The 15613-nt window shown below is 62.6% G+C and carries 16 protein-coding genes; 6 read left to right on the forward strand and 10 right to left on the reverse strand.

Annotated features, from left to right (window positions below):
* Window positions 1–48: 48 nt before the first annotated feature.
* Window positions 49–801, reverse strand: a complete 753-nt coding sequence (locus ACIQXM_RS02340; RefSeq protein ID WP_400926999.1) for a TSUP family transporter — start codon at window positions 799–801, stop codon at window positions 49–51.
* Between the two features lie 22 nt (window positions 802–823).
* On the opposite strand from ACIQXM_RS02340, the gene ACIQXM_RS02345 reads away from it, so the two are divergent.
* Complete coding sequence (locus ACIQXM_RS02345) at window positions 824–1459, forward strand: DUF1684 domain-containing protein (RefSeq protein WP_400927002.1); 636 nt, start codon at window positions 824–826, stop codon at window positions 1457–1459.
* 325 nt (window positions 1460–1784) lie between these two features.
* Complete coding sequence (locus ACIQXM_RS02350; protein WP_400927005.1) at window positions 1785–2579, forward strand: MSMEG_6728 family protein; 795 nt, start codon at window positions 1785–1787, stop codon at window positions 2577–2579.
* Window positions 2580–2652: 73 nt separating this feature from the next.
* On the opposite strand, the gene ACIQXM_RS02355 is transcribed toward ACIQXM_RS02350, so the two are convergent.
* From ACIQXM_RS02355 to ACIQXM_RS02365, 3 genes are all read right to left on the reverse strand, one after another.
* The gene (locus tag ACIQXM_RS02355) at window positions 2653–3543 is read right to left on the reverse strand and encodes a hypothetical protein (RefSeq protein ID WP_400927008.1); all 891 of its coding nucleotides are present in this window, start codon (window positions 3541–3543) and stop codon (window positions 2653–2655) included.
* A gap of 7 nt (window positions 3544–3550) precedes the next feature.
* Window positions 3551–4252, reverse strand: a complete 702-nt coding sequence (locus tag ACIQXM_RS02360) for a DUF6318 family protein (RefSeq protein WP_400927011.1) — start codon at window positions 4250–4252, stop codon at window positions 3551–3553.
* Window positions 4253–4390: 138 nt separating this feature from the next.
* Complete coding sequence (locus tag ACIQXM_RS02365; RefSeq protein WP_400927014.1) at window positions 4391–5047, reverse strand: hypothetical protein; 657 nt, start codon at window positions 5045–5047, stop codon at window positions 4391–4393.
* Window positions 5048–5190: 143 nt separating this feature from the next.
* Between ACIQXM_RS02365 and ACIQXM_RS02370 the strand changes: the two genes are divergently transcribed.
* Window positions 5191–6858 (forward strand): stealth family protein, encoded by a 1668-nt coding sequence (locus tag ACIQXM_RS02370; RefSeq protein WP_400927017.1) that lies wholly within the window; start codon window positions 5191–5193, stop codon window positions 6856–6858.
* Window positions 6859–6955: 97 nt separating this feature from the next.
* On the opposite strand, the gene ACIQXM_RS02375 is transcribed toward ACIQXM_RS02370, so the two are convergent.
* On the reverse strand, window positions 6956–8632 hold the full coding sequence (locus tag ACIQXM_RS02375) for a catalase (protein ID WP_400927737.1): 1677 nt from the start codon (window positions 8630–8632) through the stop codon (window positions 6956–6958).
* 144 nt (window positions 8633–8776) lie between these two features.
* On the opposite strand from ACIQXM_RS02375, the gene ACIQXM_RS02380 reads away from it, so the two are divergent.
* Complete coding sequence (locus ACIQXM_RS02380; protein WP_400927020.1) at window positions 8777–9214, forward strand: pyridoxamine 5'-phosphate oxidase family protein; 438 nt, start codon at window positions 8777–8779, stop codon at window positions 9212–9214.
* A gap of 15 nt (window positions 9215–9229) precedes the next feature.
* Here ACIQXM_RS02380 and ACIQXM_RS02385 read toward each other — a convergent pair whose 3' ends face one another.
* A complete protein-coding gene (locus ACIQXM_RS02385) occupies window positions 9230–10126 on the reverse strand; it encodes a phosphodiesterase (protein WP_400927023.1) in 897 nt (298 codons plus the stop codon).
* A gap of 242 nt (window positions 10127–10368) precedes the next feature.
* Here ACIQXM_RS02385 and ACIQXM_RS02390 point away from each other — a divergent pair, with 242 nt between their 5' ends.
* Window positions 10369–10923: a hypothetical protein gene (locus tag ACIQXM_RS02390; RefSeq protein WP_400927026.1), complete on the forward strand. Its 555-nt coding sequence runs from the start codon at window positions 10369–10371 to the stop codon at window positions 10921–10923.
* Window positions 10924–11042: 119 nt separating this feature from the next.
* Window positions 11043–11948 carry an alpha/beta fold hydrolase gene (locus ACIQXM_RS02395; protein ID WP_400927029.1) on the forward strand — a complete coding sequence of 302 codons (906 nt, stop codon included), beginning with the start codon at window positions 11043–11045 and terminating at the stop codon, window positions 11946–11948.
* On the opposite strand, the gene ACIQXM_RS02400 is transcribed toward ACIQXM_RS02395, so the two are convergent.
* The 4 genes from ACIQXM_RS02400 to ACIQXM_RS02415 are packed head-to-tail and all read right to left on the reverse strand — an operon-like array spanning window position 11945 to window position 15583.
* A complete protein-coding gene (locus ACIQXM_RS02400; RefSeq protein WP_400927032.1) occupies window positions 11945–12946 on the reverse strand; it encodes a glycine betaine ABC transporter substrate-binding protein in 1002 nt (333 codons plus the stop codon). The two genes, ACIQXM_RS02395 and ACIQXM_RS02400, sit on opposite strands and share 4 nt — an antisense overlap.
* Window positions 12947–13756 (reverse strand): ABC transporter permease, encoded by an 810-nt coding sequence (locus ACIQXM_RS02405; protein WP_400927035.1) that lies wholly within the window; start codon window positions 13754–13756, stop codon window positions 12947–12949. It abuts the gene before it with no gap.
* On the reverse strand, window positions 13753–14949 hold the full coding sequence (locus ACIQXM_RS02410; protein WP_400927038.1) for an ABC transporter ATP-binding protein: 1197 nt from the start codon (window positions 14947–14949) through the stop codon (window positions 13753–13755). Before ACIQXM_RS02410 ends, ACIQXM_RS02405 begins: the two co-directional genes overlap by 4 nt.
* On the reverse strand, window positions 14942–15583 hold the full coding sequence (locus tag ACIQXM_RS02415) for an ABC transporter permease (RefSeq protein WP_400927041.1): 642 nt from the start codon (window positions 15581–15583) through the stop codon (window positions 14942–14944). The genes ACIQXM_RS02410 and ACIQXM_RS02415 overlap by 8 nt, the downstream gene beginning before the upstream one ends.
* Between the last annotated feature and the right edge of the window lie 30 nt (window positions 15584–15613).

A 15613-nucleotide genomic window follows, 5' to 3' on the forward strand; every position in this document is an offset into this window, starting at 1 on the left:
CGTTCAGGAGGGGCCGTGAGTCGGCTGCGCTGCTTCGCGCGGCCCCGGCTAGGCGGCCAGGTCAAAAATGCCCTTCACGAGAGCCGCGGCAGCCCCAAAAAAGGCCAGGATAACGACGGCGGCGCGCGCCTGGTCATCGCGGATGAAGCGTTGCAGTTTCTCACCGGCGTAAATGCCGATGATGATCATCAGGGCAACAAGCGCCCAGGCCCAGGCCGCGAACGGCGGCATCTGACTCGCATCGAGGGAGAGTTTGGACGTCAGGGTCACCAGGGCAATGGTGACAAAGAACGGCTGCAGAGTGGCGGCAAACTGGCGTTGCGGCCAGCGCGCCATCAACGCGTACGCGCTGACCGCCGGCCCGCCGACGCCGGCCACGGCATTGGTCACTCCCGCAACAAAACCGGCGACGGCCTTCGGCGCATTTCCGGTCACGGTAACCGGAGTGCGCTGCATCAGCAGCGAAACGGTCAGGGCCACGAGCACAATGACGCCCACCACCACCGCCATGGGAGCGGCCGGCAGGTAAACCGCCGCAACCGACGCCGGGATGCTGCCGCAGACCGCCGGAATGGCCAGCCACCGGTACATGCTCCAGTCGATGTCCTTCTTGACCCGGAACATGATCATCGCTGAAGACACCAGGCCGCACACATTCACCATCAGAACGCCGCCGTGGGAGCCGAGCAGGATCACCAGGAACGGAGAAATGAGCAGGGCAAAACCGAGGCCGGCAATGCGCTGGGCAATGGCGCCGAAGAATACTGCCACGAGTACAACGATCAAAAGTCCGGTAGTCACCCGAACACACTACGCTGAAGAGATGATCTCCCCCGTCACGGTCCTGCAGACAGCAGATTGGCGCCAGCGCGTCTTCGGCCTGTATGCCCAGGTGCGCCTTACTGCCCAGGAGGTGTCGCCGTCGTACGCCCACGAACTGTGGCGGGCCGAACGTGACCGGCTGTTTGCCGACCACCCCGCGTCGCCGCTGAAGCCGCACGCCAGGGAGCGCTTCCGCGGTTTGGAGGTGGCCGCTTACAACCCCGACCTGCGCAGTGATGCGCTCATCGACGACGAAGGCGCCGGCGAGCGGATGGACGTGCCCACCGGAACGGACGGTGTGGTTCCCTTTGTCCGGCTGGGCACCGTAACGGCCGACGGCGTGGGCCGGCTGGCTGTGTGGCGGCTGGCTTCATATGGCGGCGGAATTTTCCTGCCCGTCCGCGACAGCCTCTCCGGCACTGATGGTGGGAGCTACGGCGGCGGCCGGTACCTGCTGGACACCATCAAGGGTGCGGATCTGGGCGCCGGCGCAGCTCCGGGCAGCCTGATCCTGGACTTCAACTTCCTCTACAACCCGTCCTGCGCCTATGACGAGGCGTGGGCTTGTCCGCTGCCCGGACCGGATAACCGGACGGACGTGCCGCTGCCCGTTGGGGAAATGTACGCCGAGTACTAACGCTGCGGCTGCCGTGCCGCTGGAAGATCCTTTGTGCAGATAACGGCCTCAAAACCGGCCCCATCCAATCCTTCGTACAGATAACGGCCTCAAAACCCCTAAAAACGCACTTTTAAGCCCCTGATCTGCACGAACGATTCCTGCAAGACCCCGGACCTGCACGAAGGATTGACCGCACGCCTATGCCGGTGAGCTGATCGCACTGGTGGCGCTGACTTTTCCGCTCCCAGCGGGCCGGCCGACCTTTACCGCAGGCAGCCACGTTTTCCGCGACTTCATTCTTGCCCTGCCGCTTCCTCCTGCGGACGAATGACACACTGATTCGGTGCAAACGTTCCTTCCTTATGACAGCTTCAGCCGCAGTGCTGCGGTTTTGGACCAGGCCCGGCTCGGGAAACAGCGCGTGGAAACGCTGCAGGTGCTCCGGGCTCTCGTCATCCCCGACTACGGCTGGCAAAGCCATCCGGCCATGAAAATGTGGATGGGTTACGTTCCTGCTCTGACCGCGTATGGGCTGGCCATGACCCGTGAGTGGACATCCCGCGGGCACGCCGACACTGTATTCGAGCAGCTTGTGGAGTTTGCTCCGGAGGCCGCGGATGGCGACGTCGTGCTGCCCCCTTGGTTCGGCGACGCTGCCTTTCACGAGAGCCACCGTTCGAACCTCATCACGAAGTCTCCGGACTTTTATGCGCCGCTGTTCCCCGATACCCGGGAAGGCCTCCCATATGTATGGCCCGAGCCAGAGCATCCCGCGCTCCCCTCCGAACCTTCCGGGGACGTCCTGTGGGTTGCCCGCCCGCTGACGGACAAGGCAACTGGCGACTCAGTGATTGAGCTGCCGATGCTCTCCGCGAAGGGAACTCCGATAGCGGGGAAGAAAGGCCGCCAGCTGGTGCGGTTTTTGGAGGACCTGGCCGACGGCGACGATGTGGTCCTGCTGGGTGCCGACCGTTCTGTACTGGACGTCGGCACTGTTGGGCCAGCGACGTTAACCAACGACACCGCTCGCCGGTCGGTGACGGTTCACGGCAGGATTTCCCGTGATTCGTTCCCTTACCCGGCCTTGCTGCAGGATCCCCGGACCTTGTTTCGGGTCCCACGCCCTGCTGGCCTCTAACGCACAGGGGTCCCTGAATTCAACGCCGAAATTGCCTGGTCGAGCCGGAATCGGGAATTGTCAGACTCCTGAACTAACAGCCGTATCCAGCTGGATTTACGATGCAATCGTCAGCAACGTTGCGGGAATCAGATTTCCAAACGCTAATGCCCACAGGGGCAGACGGAACCGTTGCGCGACCATCGATGGGGACCATTGGACCACCGTTGATCGAGTATTCCCCGGAGAAGTACACAATCACTGATGCCGTGTAATCACCCGTCGATTTGTACGCGTGGCTAGTTGCTGTTTTTTCTCCCCACCGATCCTGGGGAAGCGGAGCCCCAGCATGAGGTGCTGGACCATAGGTGGCGCCATCTCCATAGAGCCATTCAAACTCGGTGGGCCTCGCACTAATTCTAATTCTTTGATCAAAAAGTATAAAATCGAAAACTTGCTCGCCAGCAGCCACGTAAAAGTTTGTTTCGGAACCAATTAGAGTGTGAGGATTCGGTTGCAGCGTAAGTACTCCGGCAACAATTGGACGCGCTTGAAACTCGGATAAAATAGCACCTCTTATCTGCTCACCAATGTCCTGAGGTTTTTCAGCGTAAATACATGAGAGCGGCGGATCCATCGGACGCCAATTGTCGCCGCTGTTCTTCAACCTAAGGAACCAGTAAACGCGCCTCCCTTTGTCTCCGGCAGTACATTTACCCTCATCTTCTGCGAGACAACCAGCATCACCATTGTCACCGGACCAACATTTATACTCAAACTTGTACTCATTCGGGTCATCCGGAATACCAACGTCTACAGGCCCCCATACACCGGACCCTGGAATCTGAAAATAACCCCCAACATATACGTCATCATCTTTGAAACCCCCATTACCGCCACCATTCCCCTCAGCATTGGCGACAGTTGTCGCGCCGCACAACATGATGAAAGTAAGAATCAAAAGTAGCGAATTTCGACGCATCACAGTTGGATCACTTAATTGTCACCACCCGAGTGGCCTGCCAGCGGTCACCCTGATAAGTAGCTTCGATCATCTGGACAGTAATTTCATTGATTCCTTCATCCACTTCATAAAGAGTGTCAGCAGGGCCTCGATACTGAAGTGCATCCTGCTGGATATTTACCAGAACCTGATATAACCCATCGCCTGTGAGGACATAATCCGAATGTTTGGCAATGACCTGAATGTTGCCGCCGACTATCCAGTCCGCGTTTTTATAACCGTTATCGACCATACGATAGAAGCTTCTGCATACAACACAATCGGAGCCACTCACTTCTTCGATCGGTTTTATATCTCCTGTCTCAAAGCCATAGTTGACTAGCGAGTACCAGTACTCGGCAAAAGCCTCCAGCCCTTCCTTGGACTCCTGCTTCGCAAGTTCAGGCATCACAGGCAACGGAACGTTCTCTGCAGGACCCTCAGCAGAGGCCGGCTTGTACACGTCAGCAGCAGGAGTCGGCGATGGAGTCGCGGTGGCACTGGCAGTGGCAGTTTCACTGGGCGCGGCACTCCCGCTCGGTGAAGCACTGGCGGACCGGTTCTCGGCAGCCTCAGCATCAGAATCACCATTGGAGCCGGAACATCCGCCCAACACCAGCACGGCCGCTAGCCCAGCAGCGCTGAGACGAACAGAAGCGGATACAGCAGAACAAGCGCGAGTGCGGAACATCAACATACCCCCAGGACAAAAGCGGTGCGGGACTGGACGTGACGCCAACAGTACGTGGCTGCGGCCCAGCATACGGAGTTATCCACAGCACGCCAGAGAAAACCGGAAACCGCCCACTGCCGGCCGGGGGCTCGGCCGTTAGTCCTGGTTTCGCAATGAAGTCAGCATCCGCTTTACGTCGCTGAATTCGGCACTGTTCGCATAGTCCGCAGCTGCATCCACATAGGACTGGCCGGCGGCAACCTCCTCTGCGGGATACTGGCCCGCAAAACGGCCGCCGCTGGACTCCGTAAAAGTGAAGAAATCAAACAGCCCGCACTGTCCGCGGTCACCGATCTCGCTGATCACGCTGATCACGGCGTAGGTAGCCACAGGGTCGCCCCGCTCCGGATTCGAGAATGCGACGGAGCGGTAGACAAAACGCTGGTCCGTGCCCTGGGCCGAATCCAGTTCCGGCATCTGCTGGGAGTCGTACTCCGTATATTGCACATCCTCATCGGGATCGGCACATATGAGGTCGGCAATGAGCCCGGTATCCAGCTGCGCAACCAGCCCTCCCCCGGCGTCGTGCACCCTCACGGAGACACCGCCCGCGGGATCGTTGGCCAGCGGCGGAACTTCCTCCACCGTCCAGTTCCCCGGGTGGTCAAAGGCGAGCGCACCGTCGGAGGTTGTATAGGACGGCCAGTCATCCCGGGCGTCCGGAGAACCGCCGGTGTCAGGAGAAACGGCACAGGATGACATACTGAACACGAGCAGCGTTGCCGCCGCCAGCGTGGTGTTACGGTAGCTCACATCGGCTCCCGGAGATGTCATCGGTAGCACTCAATGCTACTCAGCAGCGGCGCCCCCGCCCAGAGCATCCGGTGGTTCGGGGACGCTCACGGCAATCCCGGTTCCGGTCCCGCCGGTCAGCAGTACCTACCAGCAGTACATACATGTGCAGAGCCGCACGCGCCGCGCATTCATGCCGCCGTCCGTCCCCGCATCGAAACTTATTGGAGGTTCCGATTACAGATACAGCAGCAGAACATGACGTGTACTTCGGCACCCCCGAACCCGATCATGAGAGCGAAGACCTCCAAACGGCGTCGCTGGCCGTCATCCAGCGGGTGGAACACCGTCCCGACGTCGTGCTCGTCAAGGGCCGCCTGACGCTGATGGACACTGGCCTGACTCCCCACCAGGCCATGGTTGAGGACCTCATGTTTGTCCGCAAGGTCCTGGAGAACGCCGGAGTCACCTATCTGCTGGTGCGGGGCAATGACCAGCGTCCGGTCATCGCCGTCGATCTGGCGCACCGTGCACAGCTGCGCCGCGCCATGGTCGAAGCCTGCCGTGACGAGCCCTTTTATTCACGCAGCGTGGATACGAAGAAGACCCGCACCCTGCTGATCGCCGACGGCGAGCTTTCCCCGTCCGACAAGTCCCGCATCATCCGGGTCTACCGTCCCCGCAGCGTCAGCGGCACCAACCTCACCTTCGGCCCGTCCGCGGGCGTCCAGCTGGAACTCTGGGACCTGACCGGACCGGAGATCACCCTGCCGGTGGAGAATTCACTGACCCGCCGCACCCTGCCGGCCAATGAAGTGGTTCGCGGCACGGTGGAAAAGCACGGATTGACCTGGCCGACCATCGAGAACATGTTCGCCGACCATGCCACGGACATCGACTTTGACGTGGATTTGGTTTTCTCATGGGTGGACGGCAGCTCTGCCGAATACCAGGCGGCCCGCGCCGCGCGGATGAAGGACGCCGTGGTGGGCGAGGGTGATGACCATGAAGCCCGCTTCCGCCAGATCAACGAACTCAAGTACGCACTGCGCTCGATCTATATGTTTGCCCCGTGGATCCGGCGGATCTTCATCGCCACGGACTCCGAACGGCCGGAATGGCTGGCAGACCATCCGTCGGTGACCTTCGTGCGCGCCGAGGAACACTTCAAAGACCCCTCCGTCCTGCCGACCCACAACTCGCAGGCGGTCGAATCCCAGCTCCAGCACATTCCCGGTCTGGCCGAGCACTTCCTGTACTCCAATGACGACATGTTCTTTGGCCGTCCGGTGGGACCTGACCTGTTCTTCTCCCCCGGCGGCATCACCAAGTTCATTGAGGCCAGCACCCGGATTGGCCTGGGTGCCAATGACTCCGAGCGCAGCGGCTTCGAGAACGCGGCCCGGGTCAACCGGCGCCTGCTCTGGGAACGGTTTGGCCGGATCACCACCCGGCACCTGGAACATACCGCCGCACCCCTGCGCAAAAGCGTCCTGCTGGAAATGGAGGCGGAGTTCCCGAACGAGTTCGCGGCCACCGCGGCAAGCACGTTCCGCGCCAAAGACAACATCTCGGTCACCAACTCGCTGTACCACTACTACGCGCTGCTCACCGGGCGAGCCGTCACGCAGGAAACAGCCAAGGTGAAGTACGTGGACACCACGTCCTATGCCGGCCTGAAAATGATGGACAAGCTGCTGGCCAAGCGGAACATGGATCTGTTCTGCCTCAATGACGGCAGCTTCCCGGAGGTTCCGGCCCAGGAACGCGCCGAGCGCGTCACTGACTTCCTCGAGAAGTTCTTCCCGATCAAGGCTCCCTGGGAGAACTAGGCGTCCAGCAGCCTCAAGCTCCGCGACGACGACGGCGGGTGCCCGCCCGGAGCGGGCACCCGCCGTCGTCGTTTGAGAGGCTTATCGGCCGGAGCCTTTAGCGCGTGACCACCACGTGCTCGTTGGGAACACAGTGGGTCATGGTCAGCCCCTCCACGTCCCGGGGACCGTTGGATCCCAGGTTCTTCATCCAGTCCTTCTCGGCCTCGGACAGGGTCTGGGTGGCCAGGGGGCCCAGGTCCCGGACCTCGTCCAGCCCGATGCCAAGGCCCTCGCCCACCCGCGCGCCGAGTTCGTCGTCGCACATGTAGAAGTGCCACAGCATGCGCTCCTGGACCGCGGGTGCCGCTTCCCCGACATTGGCAACAAAGTTGGCCACCAGATCATCCTTCTCCCACTGCTCCATCAACTGGTAGCGCTGGCCGGCCTGGATGTAGTCATTGGTTCGCGGGATGCGTGCCCGGGTCAGTTTTCCGGTGAGGTCCGGACCCTGCTCCTCGTGGGACGGTTTGGGCGCTTCAGGTATTCCGCCGGTGATGGACGGCTCGTAGTTGACGTGCGGATTCTGTCCCGGAGCCAGATCGGTGAAGTAGGACATCTGGCCGCCACGCTGGTTCGTGGCCACCGGGGCATGCTTGGGCGAATTCACCGGAAGCTGCAGGTAGTTCGGCCCCACCCGGTAGCGCTGGGTGTCCGAGTAGCTGAAGGTGCGCCCCACCAGCATCTTGTCATCCGAGAAATCCAGCCCGTCCACCAGCACACCGGTGCCGAAGGAAATCTGTTCGGCCTCATTGTGGTGGTCGGTGATGTTCCGGTTCAGGGTCATGGTGCCCACGTATTTGGGCTCGAAGTCCTGCTCCGGCCAGGTTTTGGTGTCATCCAGCGGATCCCAGTCCAATTCCGGATGGTCGTGGTCGTCCATCATCTGCACATACAGGTCCCACTTGGGATAGTTGCCGCTCTCAATGGCCTCGTACAGGTCCTTCGACGCGTGGCCGAGGTCCCCGGCCTGGATGTTGGCGGCGTCCTCTTCCGTCAGCGACTTCACGCCCTGCTGCGGCAACCAGTGGTATTTGATCAGCTTCGTGTCGCCCTGCTCGTTCACCCACTTGTAGGTGTTGACGCCGAAACCCTGCATGTGGCGGTAATCCGCCGGGATGCCGCGCGGGCTGAAGAGGTTGACCAGCATGTGCATGGACTCGGGGGTCTGGGACATAAAGTCGTAGATCCGGGCCGGTTCCTGGCGGAAGGTGACGGGATCCGGCTTCAGGGAATGGATCACGTCCGGGAATTTGATGGCATCCCGGATGAAGAAGACGCCAAGGTTGTTGCCCACCAGATCCCAGTTGCCGTCCTCGGTATAGAACTTCACGGCGAAACCGCGCGGATCACGGGCGGTTTCGGACGAGTCCCGGCCGCCGATCACAGTGGAAAAGCGGATGGCGACGTCGGTTTTCTTTCCCGGCTCGGAGAACAGCCGTGCCCGGGTGTAACGGGCGATCGGTTCATCGCCCCAATTGCCGGAGGCCTCGAACTCACCGTAGGCCACGAAGCCGCGGGCATGGACCACGCGTTCGGGGATGCGTTCGCGGTCAAAGTGGCTGATCTTTTCAAGGAAGGGATAGTTCTCCAGGGTCGCCGGCCCGCGGGGTCCTACGGTTCGGCTGTTCTGGTTGTCATAGACCGGGTGTCCCTGGCGGGTGGTCAGATGCCGGGCGGTGCCCTGTCCGTCAGCGCCGGCTTCTGCGGGGTTGGGATTCTCTGCGTCTGTCATCACGGTGCTCTCTTTCCGGAGTCCTAGCTGATCAGTGTGAGGGTGTTCCTTCATCCACTCTTATTGTGGCTCGTGTCACTAGTCAAGCGCGGTTTGCAGACGCAGCGCTGGCGGCATCGGCGGGTCCTTGGCAGACTGGGGCCCATGACTACCGAAGAGCGGCCGCCCGTTGTGCAACTTAGCCCCGAGCAGTGCTGGAAGTATTTGGAGAAGACGTACCACGGACGGCTGGCGGTGAGCGTGGCCAACCGGCCGAGCATCTATCCGCTGAACTACTACGCGCACGACGGCGTCATCCTGTTCCGCACGAGCCCCGGCACTAAGCTGGCGGAGCTTACGGTGAACAACCACGTTGCGTTTGAGGCGGACGGGATCCTCAGTGACCAGGCCTGGTCTGTGGTGGTCAAGGGCACCACGCGCCATCTCGAGAAGCAAAGTGAAATTGATGCAGCCGATGAGCTTCCGCTGCGTCCGTGGGTCCGGACGCTGAAGTACCGGTACGTGGAAATCCAGCCGGAAAGTGTTGAAGGCAGATTCTTCAACCTGGGCCCGGAGCCGGAACGGTATCCCGAGGAAGCCTGAGCCGCTCAGTTACTCCTAAGCAGAGGCGAACTGCTGGGCATCAAGGATCCGCACGCCCGCTGCTTCGAGGCGGCGTGCTGTTTCTGCCTCGTCGACGCGCTCCCCGACGGTCTTGTCTGCAGCCAGCGGAACCACCGAGTGCACCACTGAGTCCGCGTAGACGTGCACCATGTTGAACCCCTGCCCGGCATCCTGCCCCCGGCTGCCCGGGGTGGACAGGTCCTGTGTGTAACAGGTTGCCGAGGCCACGGACACGGGAATCCCGGCGAATGTGGCGAACGTGGAGTAGTGCAGGTGGCCCGCAATGATGGAGCGGACGTCGGAGCCCTTGAGCGCCGCTGCGAGGTCTCGCTGATGGCGCAGCTCCACGAGCACGGTCAGGTCCTGAACGCTCGGAACCGGCGGATGATGCAGGGCCAGGATCGTGCCGTCCGGGGCCGGCGTCTTCAGAACGTCTCGAAGCCAGTCCAGCTGTGCCCCGCTCAGCTCGCCGTGGTGGTAGCCCGGCACCGTGGAATCCAGGGTGATGATCCGCAGGCCGTTGACCATGTAGACACGGTCCACCGGTGCCATGTCCGGAGCCTCATCCAGCAGCGCGCTCTTAAAGTGTTCGCGGTTGTCGTGGTTGCCCATGGCCCAGATCAGGCGGGCTCCCATGCGCTCGGCGACCGGGACCACAATGTCGCGGAGATTGGCGTAGGCCTGGGGTTCACCTTTGTCTGCCAGGTCACCGGTGAAGACAATGGCCTCCGGCTTCTGCCCGGACGTCTCCAGTCTGGTGAAGATTTCCGCCAGTCTGGCCCGGCTGTCCACCGCCCCGTACAGGGGATCTGGTCCGGCGACCAGGTGCGTGTCGCTGAGATGGAGAATGAAATGTCGCGGCCGGGGATGTTCGGCCGGGAGGAAATCCATGAAGACCTTCTAGTGTCGACGACAGCTGCTCCTGCGTTCCTTCCTTCCATCAAAGCAGAGTTTTCGGCCGAGGGTGAACCAAAAGGTGCGTGTTCTGCGCTCAGCGGCACAGGTAGCTGCAGGAGGCATGGCACGCGGCTGCCATGCCGCATTCCTTTTACTCGATGGATTGGCTGCTCTGGCGTGCTGCCCCCGGCGCCCGTAGGCTCAGGGATGTCAGTGAATTCACGGGAGGACCCCTCATGAGAATCAGCCACATTCCGCTGCGCCTAACCACCGGCGCATACATCCTCAACTCCGGTCTGGGCAAGCGCAACTTGGACAAGGAGTCCGCCGCCGGGCTGCAGCAAATGGCCGGCAATGCCTTTCCCCAGGTGATGGACCTGGACCCTGTCCGGTTCGGAAAGCTGCTCAGCGCAGCGGAGATCGCCGTAGGACTGACCCTGTTGACGCCCTTCGTCCCCAGCAGGCTCGCCGGTTTGGTGCTTGGCGCCTTCTCCGGCGGCATGGTGACGATGTACCTCAAGACCCCCGGGCTCACCGAGGACGACGGCATCCGGCCCACCGCTCAGGGCACGCCGCTGGCGAAGGACATCTGGATGGCCGGAATCGCTGCCTCGCTGATCCTGGACCGGAAGAACCGGACCAAGGTCAAGGAGGTCGCCAAGGTCAAGGAAGTCAAGGTGCCTGCTCCGGTCAAGGCCGGTGCGGCGGCGGCGGCCATCAAGGTGGCAAAGGACGTCAAGGACCACAAGAGCAGCGGCAAGGATGACAAGCACGGCAAGCACGGCAAATAGTCCCGGCAGGCAGCCGCCGAAGCCGAGGCCCGGCACAGTTGGCCAACGCGTACGCAACCAAAGGAAACTGCAGAATGGCCAAGGACGTCCCAGGTTTTAGCCGGTTTTAACCGTTTGCTGTGGAAGTCAACGGCATTACGGTCACCGGGCGGATTTCGCGGGACGACGACGACGGCGGGGGCGGCAGCGGTGATGCCGTAACCCTGCCGCCGTTGCTTCTGTTGCACGGGCATCCGGAAACTCACCTGATGTGGCACCGAATTGCCGATGCCCTGGCTGAAGACTTCACCGTCATAGCTCCGGACCTGCGCGGATACGGTGGCTCCTCCAAGCCTGCCGGAGAAGCGGATCACTCCACGTACAGCAAACGTGAAATGGCGAAAGACGCAGTCTTGCTGATGGAGCACTTCGGTACCGAACGCGGCTTCAGCAGCTTTGCGCTGTGCGCCCGCGACCGCGGGGCCCGGGTGGGGCATCGAATGCTGGCCGATTACCCGGGCCTGGTGTCACAGGCAATGTTCCTGGACATTGCTCCCACGCTGGACATGTACGCGGCAACGGACCGGGACTTTGCCCAGGCCTATTTCCACTGGTTTTTCCTGACCCAGCCGGAGCCGCTGCCCGAAGCCCTGATCGAAGCCAATCCCCGGGCCTACGTGGAAAACATCATCGGCAGCCGTTATGCCGGGCTGGACCCGTTTCCTGCCGACGTGCTGGATGCCTACGTTTCCGCGCTGTCATCCCCCGGCGCTGTCCACGCCATGTGCGAGGATTACCGGGCGGCGGCCACCATCGACCTGCATCATGACCAGGCGGACCGCGATGCCGGTCTCACGCCGGACGTGCCGCTGAGGGTCCTGTGGGGGAAGCACGGCATCATCGAAGCCCTCTTTGATCCGCTGGCGCTCTGGGAAAAGGCAGTCCCGGGAGTTCCCGGCCGGGCCGTGGAGGCGGGGCATTACCTCCCCGAAGAGGCTCCCGGGGAGGTCCTGGCGGAAATCCGCGGGTTCTTCCACCGGGCCTAATCGACCGGGCTGACCAGTCCCTCGGAAACCATCCAGTCGTAGGCCACCTGTTCCGGTTCTTCACCCTGCACGTCCACTTTCAGGTTCAGTGACCGCATGGTTTCATCGTCGAGTTTGTCGGCCACCTGCTCAAGGACAGCTTCCAATTCCGGATACTTCTGGAGGGTTTCCGTGTAGATCACCGGAGCCGCGTTGTAGGCCGGAAAGTACTGCAGGTCATCCTCCAGGACCAGCAGGTCCAGCGCCGCGATCCGGCCGTCGGTGGCGAAGACTTCCCCCACGGTGCACTGTCCCTGGTCCACTGCGCCGTAGATGGCGCCGGTATCATAGATGCCCACGTTCTGCTCCGGAACTACGCTCCCCCGGGGCAGCCCGTAGAGCTCAAGCAGCGGATTGAACCCGTCCTGCCGCGAGTTGAATTCTGCGTCCACGCAAAAGGTCAGTTCTTCCGGCGGAAGCTTCGACAGGTCGGAGATGCTGGTGATGCCCAGCTCCTCAGCCCGTTGCCGGCTCATGGCCAGCGCGTACGTGTTGTTCAGTTCCGCCGGAGCCCCCCAGGTCAGGCCGTTGGCAAGGTCTGCATCATGCACCGCCTGCCACTGTTCCTGCTGATCCGGGATGCCGAGTTCGTTGCCCAGATAGGTCAGCCAGGCGGTGCCGGTGTATTCCCACATCACGTCCGCCTGGCCGCTGCGCAGGAGTTCACGGGCAGGAAGGCTGCCCGGGACGTTACTCAAATCCGTGACCTCAAATCCTGCGGCCTTGGAAGCCAGCACTGACATCTTGCCGAGGATGAGCTGCTCCGTGAAGTTCTTGGAGGTTACCGTCACGGCTGCGCCGTCCGGCAACCCTTCAATGGGCTGAATGCTCCCCGGGGACACCGGCGGAACATAGGAGCCGGCCGGCTGAAGCCCGCATCCGGTCACCAGCAGGACAGCAGCCAGCAGCGCCGTCAGGGCAGCAGCTCGGGCACGCAGCGTCGTGTTGATGCGGCTCATCTAGATTCCTTTCGGGCGGGCAAAGTACTCCGCTGCCCGCCCAAGCCAGTCCACTGTCAGCGCCAGCAGGGCTACCATGACGGCACCGCTGATGAGCACCCGGGGAAGGTTCAGGTTCACGCCGGTGGTGATCAGCACGCCCAGCCCGCCGCCGTTGATGAAGGTGGCCAGGGCAGCCGTTCCCACCAGGAGCACCAGGGCGGTGCGGATTCCGGCCAGCATCAGCGGCACGGCCAGAGGAAGCTCCACCCGAAACAGCACCCGTGAGGCACTCATCCCCATGCCGCGGCCGGCTTCCACCAGCCGCGGGTCCACGTTGTCCAGCCCCACCATGGTGTTGCGCAGGACCGGAAGCAGCGCATACAGGACCAGGGCCACCACTGCGGTCCAGAACCCAAAACCCAGCCAAAAGGCCAGCAGCACCACCAGCCCAATGGCCGGTGCGGCCTGGCCGATGTTGACCACGGCCAGCACCGGCCCGTTCAGGAACCGCAGCGGACGGCGGGTCAGCAACACTCCCAGAGGAAGGGCTATCACCAGCACGATCACGGCAGCCAGGACGGTCAGCCGCAAATGTTCCAGCGTGTAGGCCCAGAGGGTGGCAGGGTTCAACGTGGTCAGTTCGGTCTGCGTCAGGTCTGCGGCCGACAGCCACAACAGCAGGATCCCCAACGCGGCGGCAATCCCGGCCAGCTGCCAGACGAGGCCCCGGGCTGACCCTTCGCGCACTTCGGAAACGGCTTCCGTTTCGGCCAGGGTGTGCTCGCCCGCGGGATCCGGTGCTCCCCGTGCGCCCGTCACGCTGCTCATGGCCGGCCTGTTTCGCTGCTCATTCCGCTTTCCTGCTCACGGTTGTTTTCCAGCCGGAGCGTCCGTACGGCCTGCAGAATCAGCGGTGCGTCCAGCCTTCCCGCCAGCCGCCCGTCAGCATTCGTGACCAGCACGGCACCTCCGTCCGACAGCAGGACGGAGTTCAGGGCTTCGGCGAGGGTGTCATCGTGCGTGACAACCGGCAGCTGCGGACTCCGCTGCGCGGGCAGCCGGCTGAGTCCGTCCAGCTCCGCAACGGACAACCAGGCCAGCGGCCTCCCGGAGCCGTCGACCACTGCCGCAGCGTCCTGGCCGGCGGACAACGTCCGCGCCAGCAGGTCCCGGGAAGCCCCGCCCGCGGCACCACTGACGACGGGCAGCGCGGGGACACCCTTAACGCGGGCCAGGCCCAGCTGTTTGAGGCCTGCTCCGGAACCGATGAACTGCCGCACAAAGTCATTGGCCGGATGGGTGAGGATGCGCTCCGGAGTGTCATATTGGACCAGATGCCCACCCTCGGCAAACACGGCAATCCGGTCCCCGAGCCGCACGGCCTCGTCGAAATCATGGGTCACAAAGACCACCGTCTTGTGCAGGTTCGCGTGGATGCTGAGCAGCTCGTCCTGCAGCCGCTCCCGGACAATCGGATCCACGGCACCAAACGGTTCGTCCATCAGCAGTACCGGCGGGTCGGCCGCCAGTGCGCGCGCCACTCCCACCCGCTGCTGCTGCCCGCCGGAGAGTTCCTTGGGGTAGCGGTCGCGGTACCGCGCCGGGTCCAGCGAGACCAGTTCCAGCAGTTCATTGATCCGCTGGGCCGTGCGGGCCTTGTCCCAGCCGAGCATGGAGGGCACAACGGCAATATTTGCTGCCACGGTCATGTGCGGAAAGAGCCCGCCGGCCTGGATGACATACCCGATGCCGCGGCGCAGCCGGTCGGCGTCAACTTCAGAGATGTCATCCCCGCCCAGCAGGATCTGCCCGGACGTTGGCTCAATGAGCCGGTTGATCATTTTCAGCGTGGTGGTCTTTCCGCAGCCGGAGGGACCCACCAGCATGACCATGTCCCCGGCGGCGATCTCCATGCTCAAGCTGTCCACGGCCGGGCGGTCCTGACCGGGAAACTGTTTCGTCACGTCCCGAAGCAGGATTCCTGCGGCGTGCGGGGCGGAGGAAAAAGGAGTTTCAGACACGGATGCCTCTCGGTATGCTCAGGCGGCCGACGACGATCAGCAGCAGGTCCAGGATGATGGCCAGCAGCACCACACCCACCACGCCGGTCAGCACGGACTCCAGGGAGTTGGCTCCGCCCAGACGGGACAGCCCGGAGAAAATGTAACCGCCCAGGCCCGGCCCGAGGGCGTAGGCGGCCACGGCGGCTATCCCCATGACCATCTGGCCGGAAACCCGGATTCCGGTCAGGATCACCGGCCAGGCCAGGGGCAGTTCTATCCGGAAGAAGATGCGGATTCTTCCCATGCCCAGGCCGCGGGCAGCTTCCACGGTGCTGCCCGGTACCCCGGTCAGGCCCACGACGGCGTTGCGGAGAATGGGCAGCAGGGCATAAAAACCCACGACGACGACGGCCGGAAGAACCCCGAAGCCCAGCGGCGCAATGAGCAGGCCAATCAGGGCAAAGGACGGAATGGTCAGTCCCACCGCACTGATGCTGTCCACGACGGACCGCAGCCAGGGCTGCCGATACGTCAGCGCTGCCACCAGCACCGCCAGGACGGATGCGACGACGAGACACTGCAGGACAAGGCTGAAATGCTGCCAGCTGGAAAACAGGATGTCGTTGAAACGCTGCGCGATGAAGTCATTCACACCAAACCCACTTCAAGTGTTGGGTGGCCC

It is taken from the genome of Arthrobacter sp. NPDC097144 (genome assembly GCF_044762205.1).
Classification (GTDB): Bacteria; Actinomycetota; Actinomycetes; order Actinomycetales; family Micrococcaceae; genus Arthrobacter_B.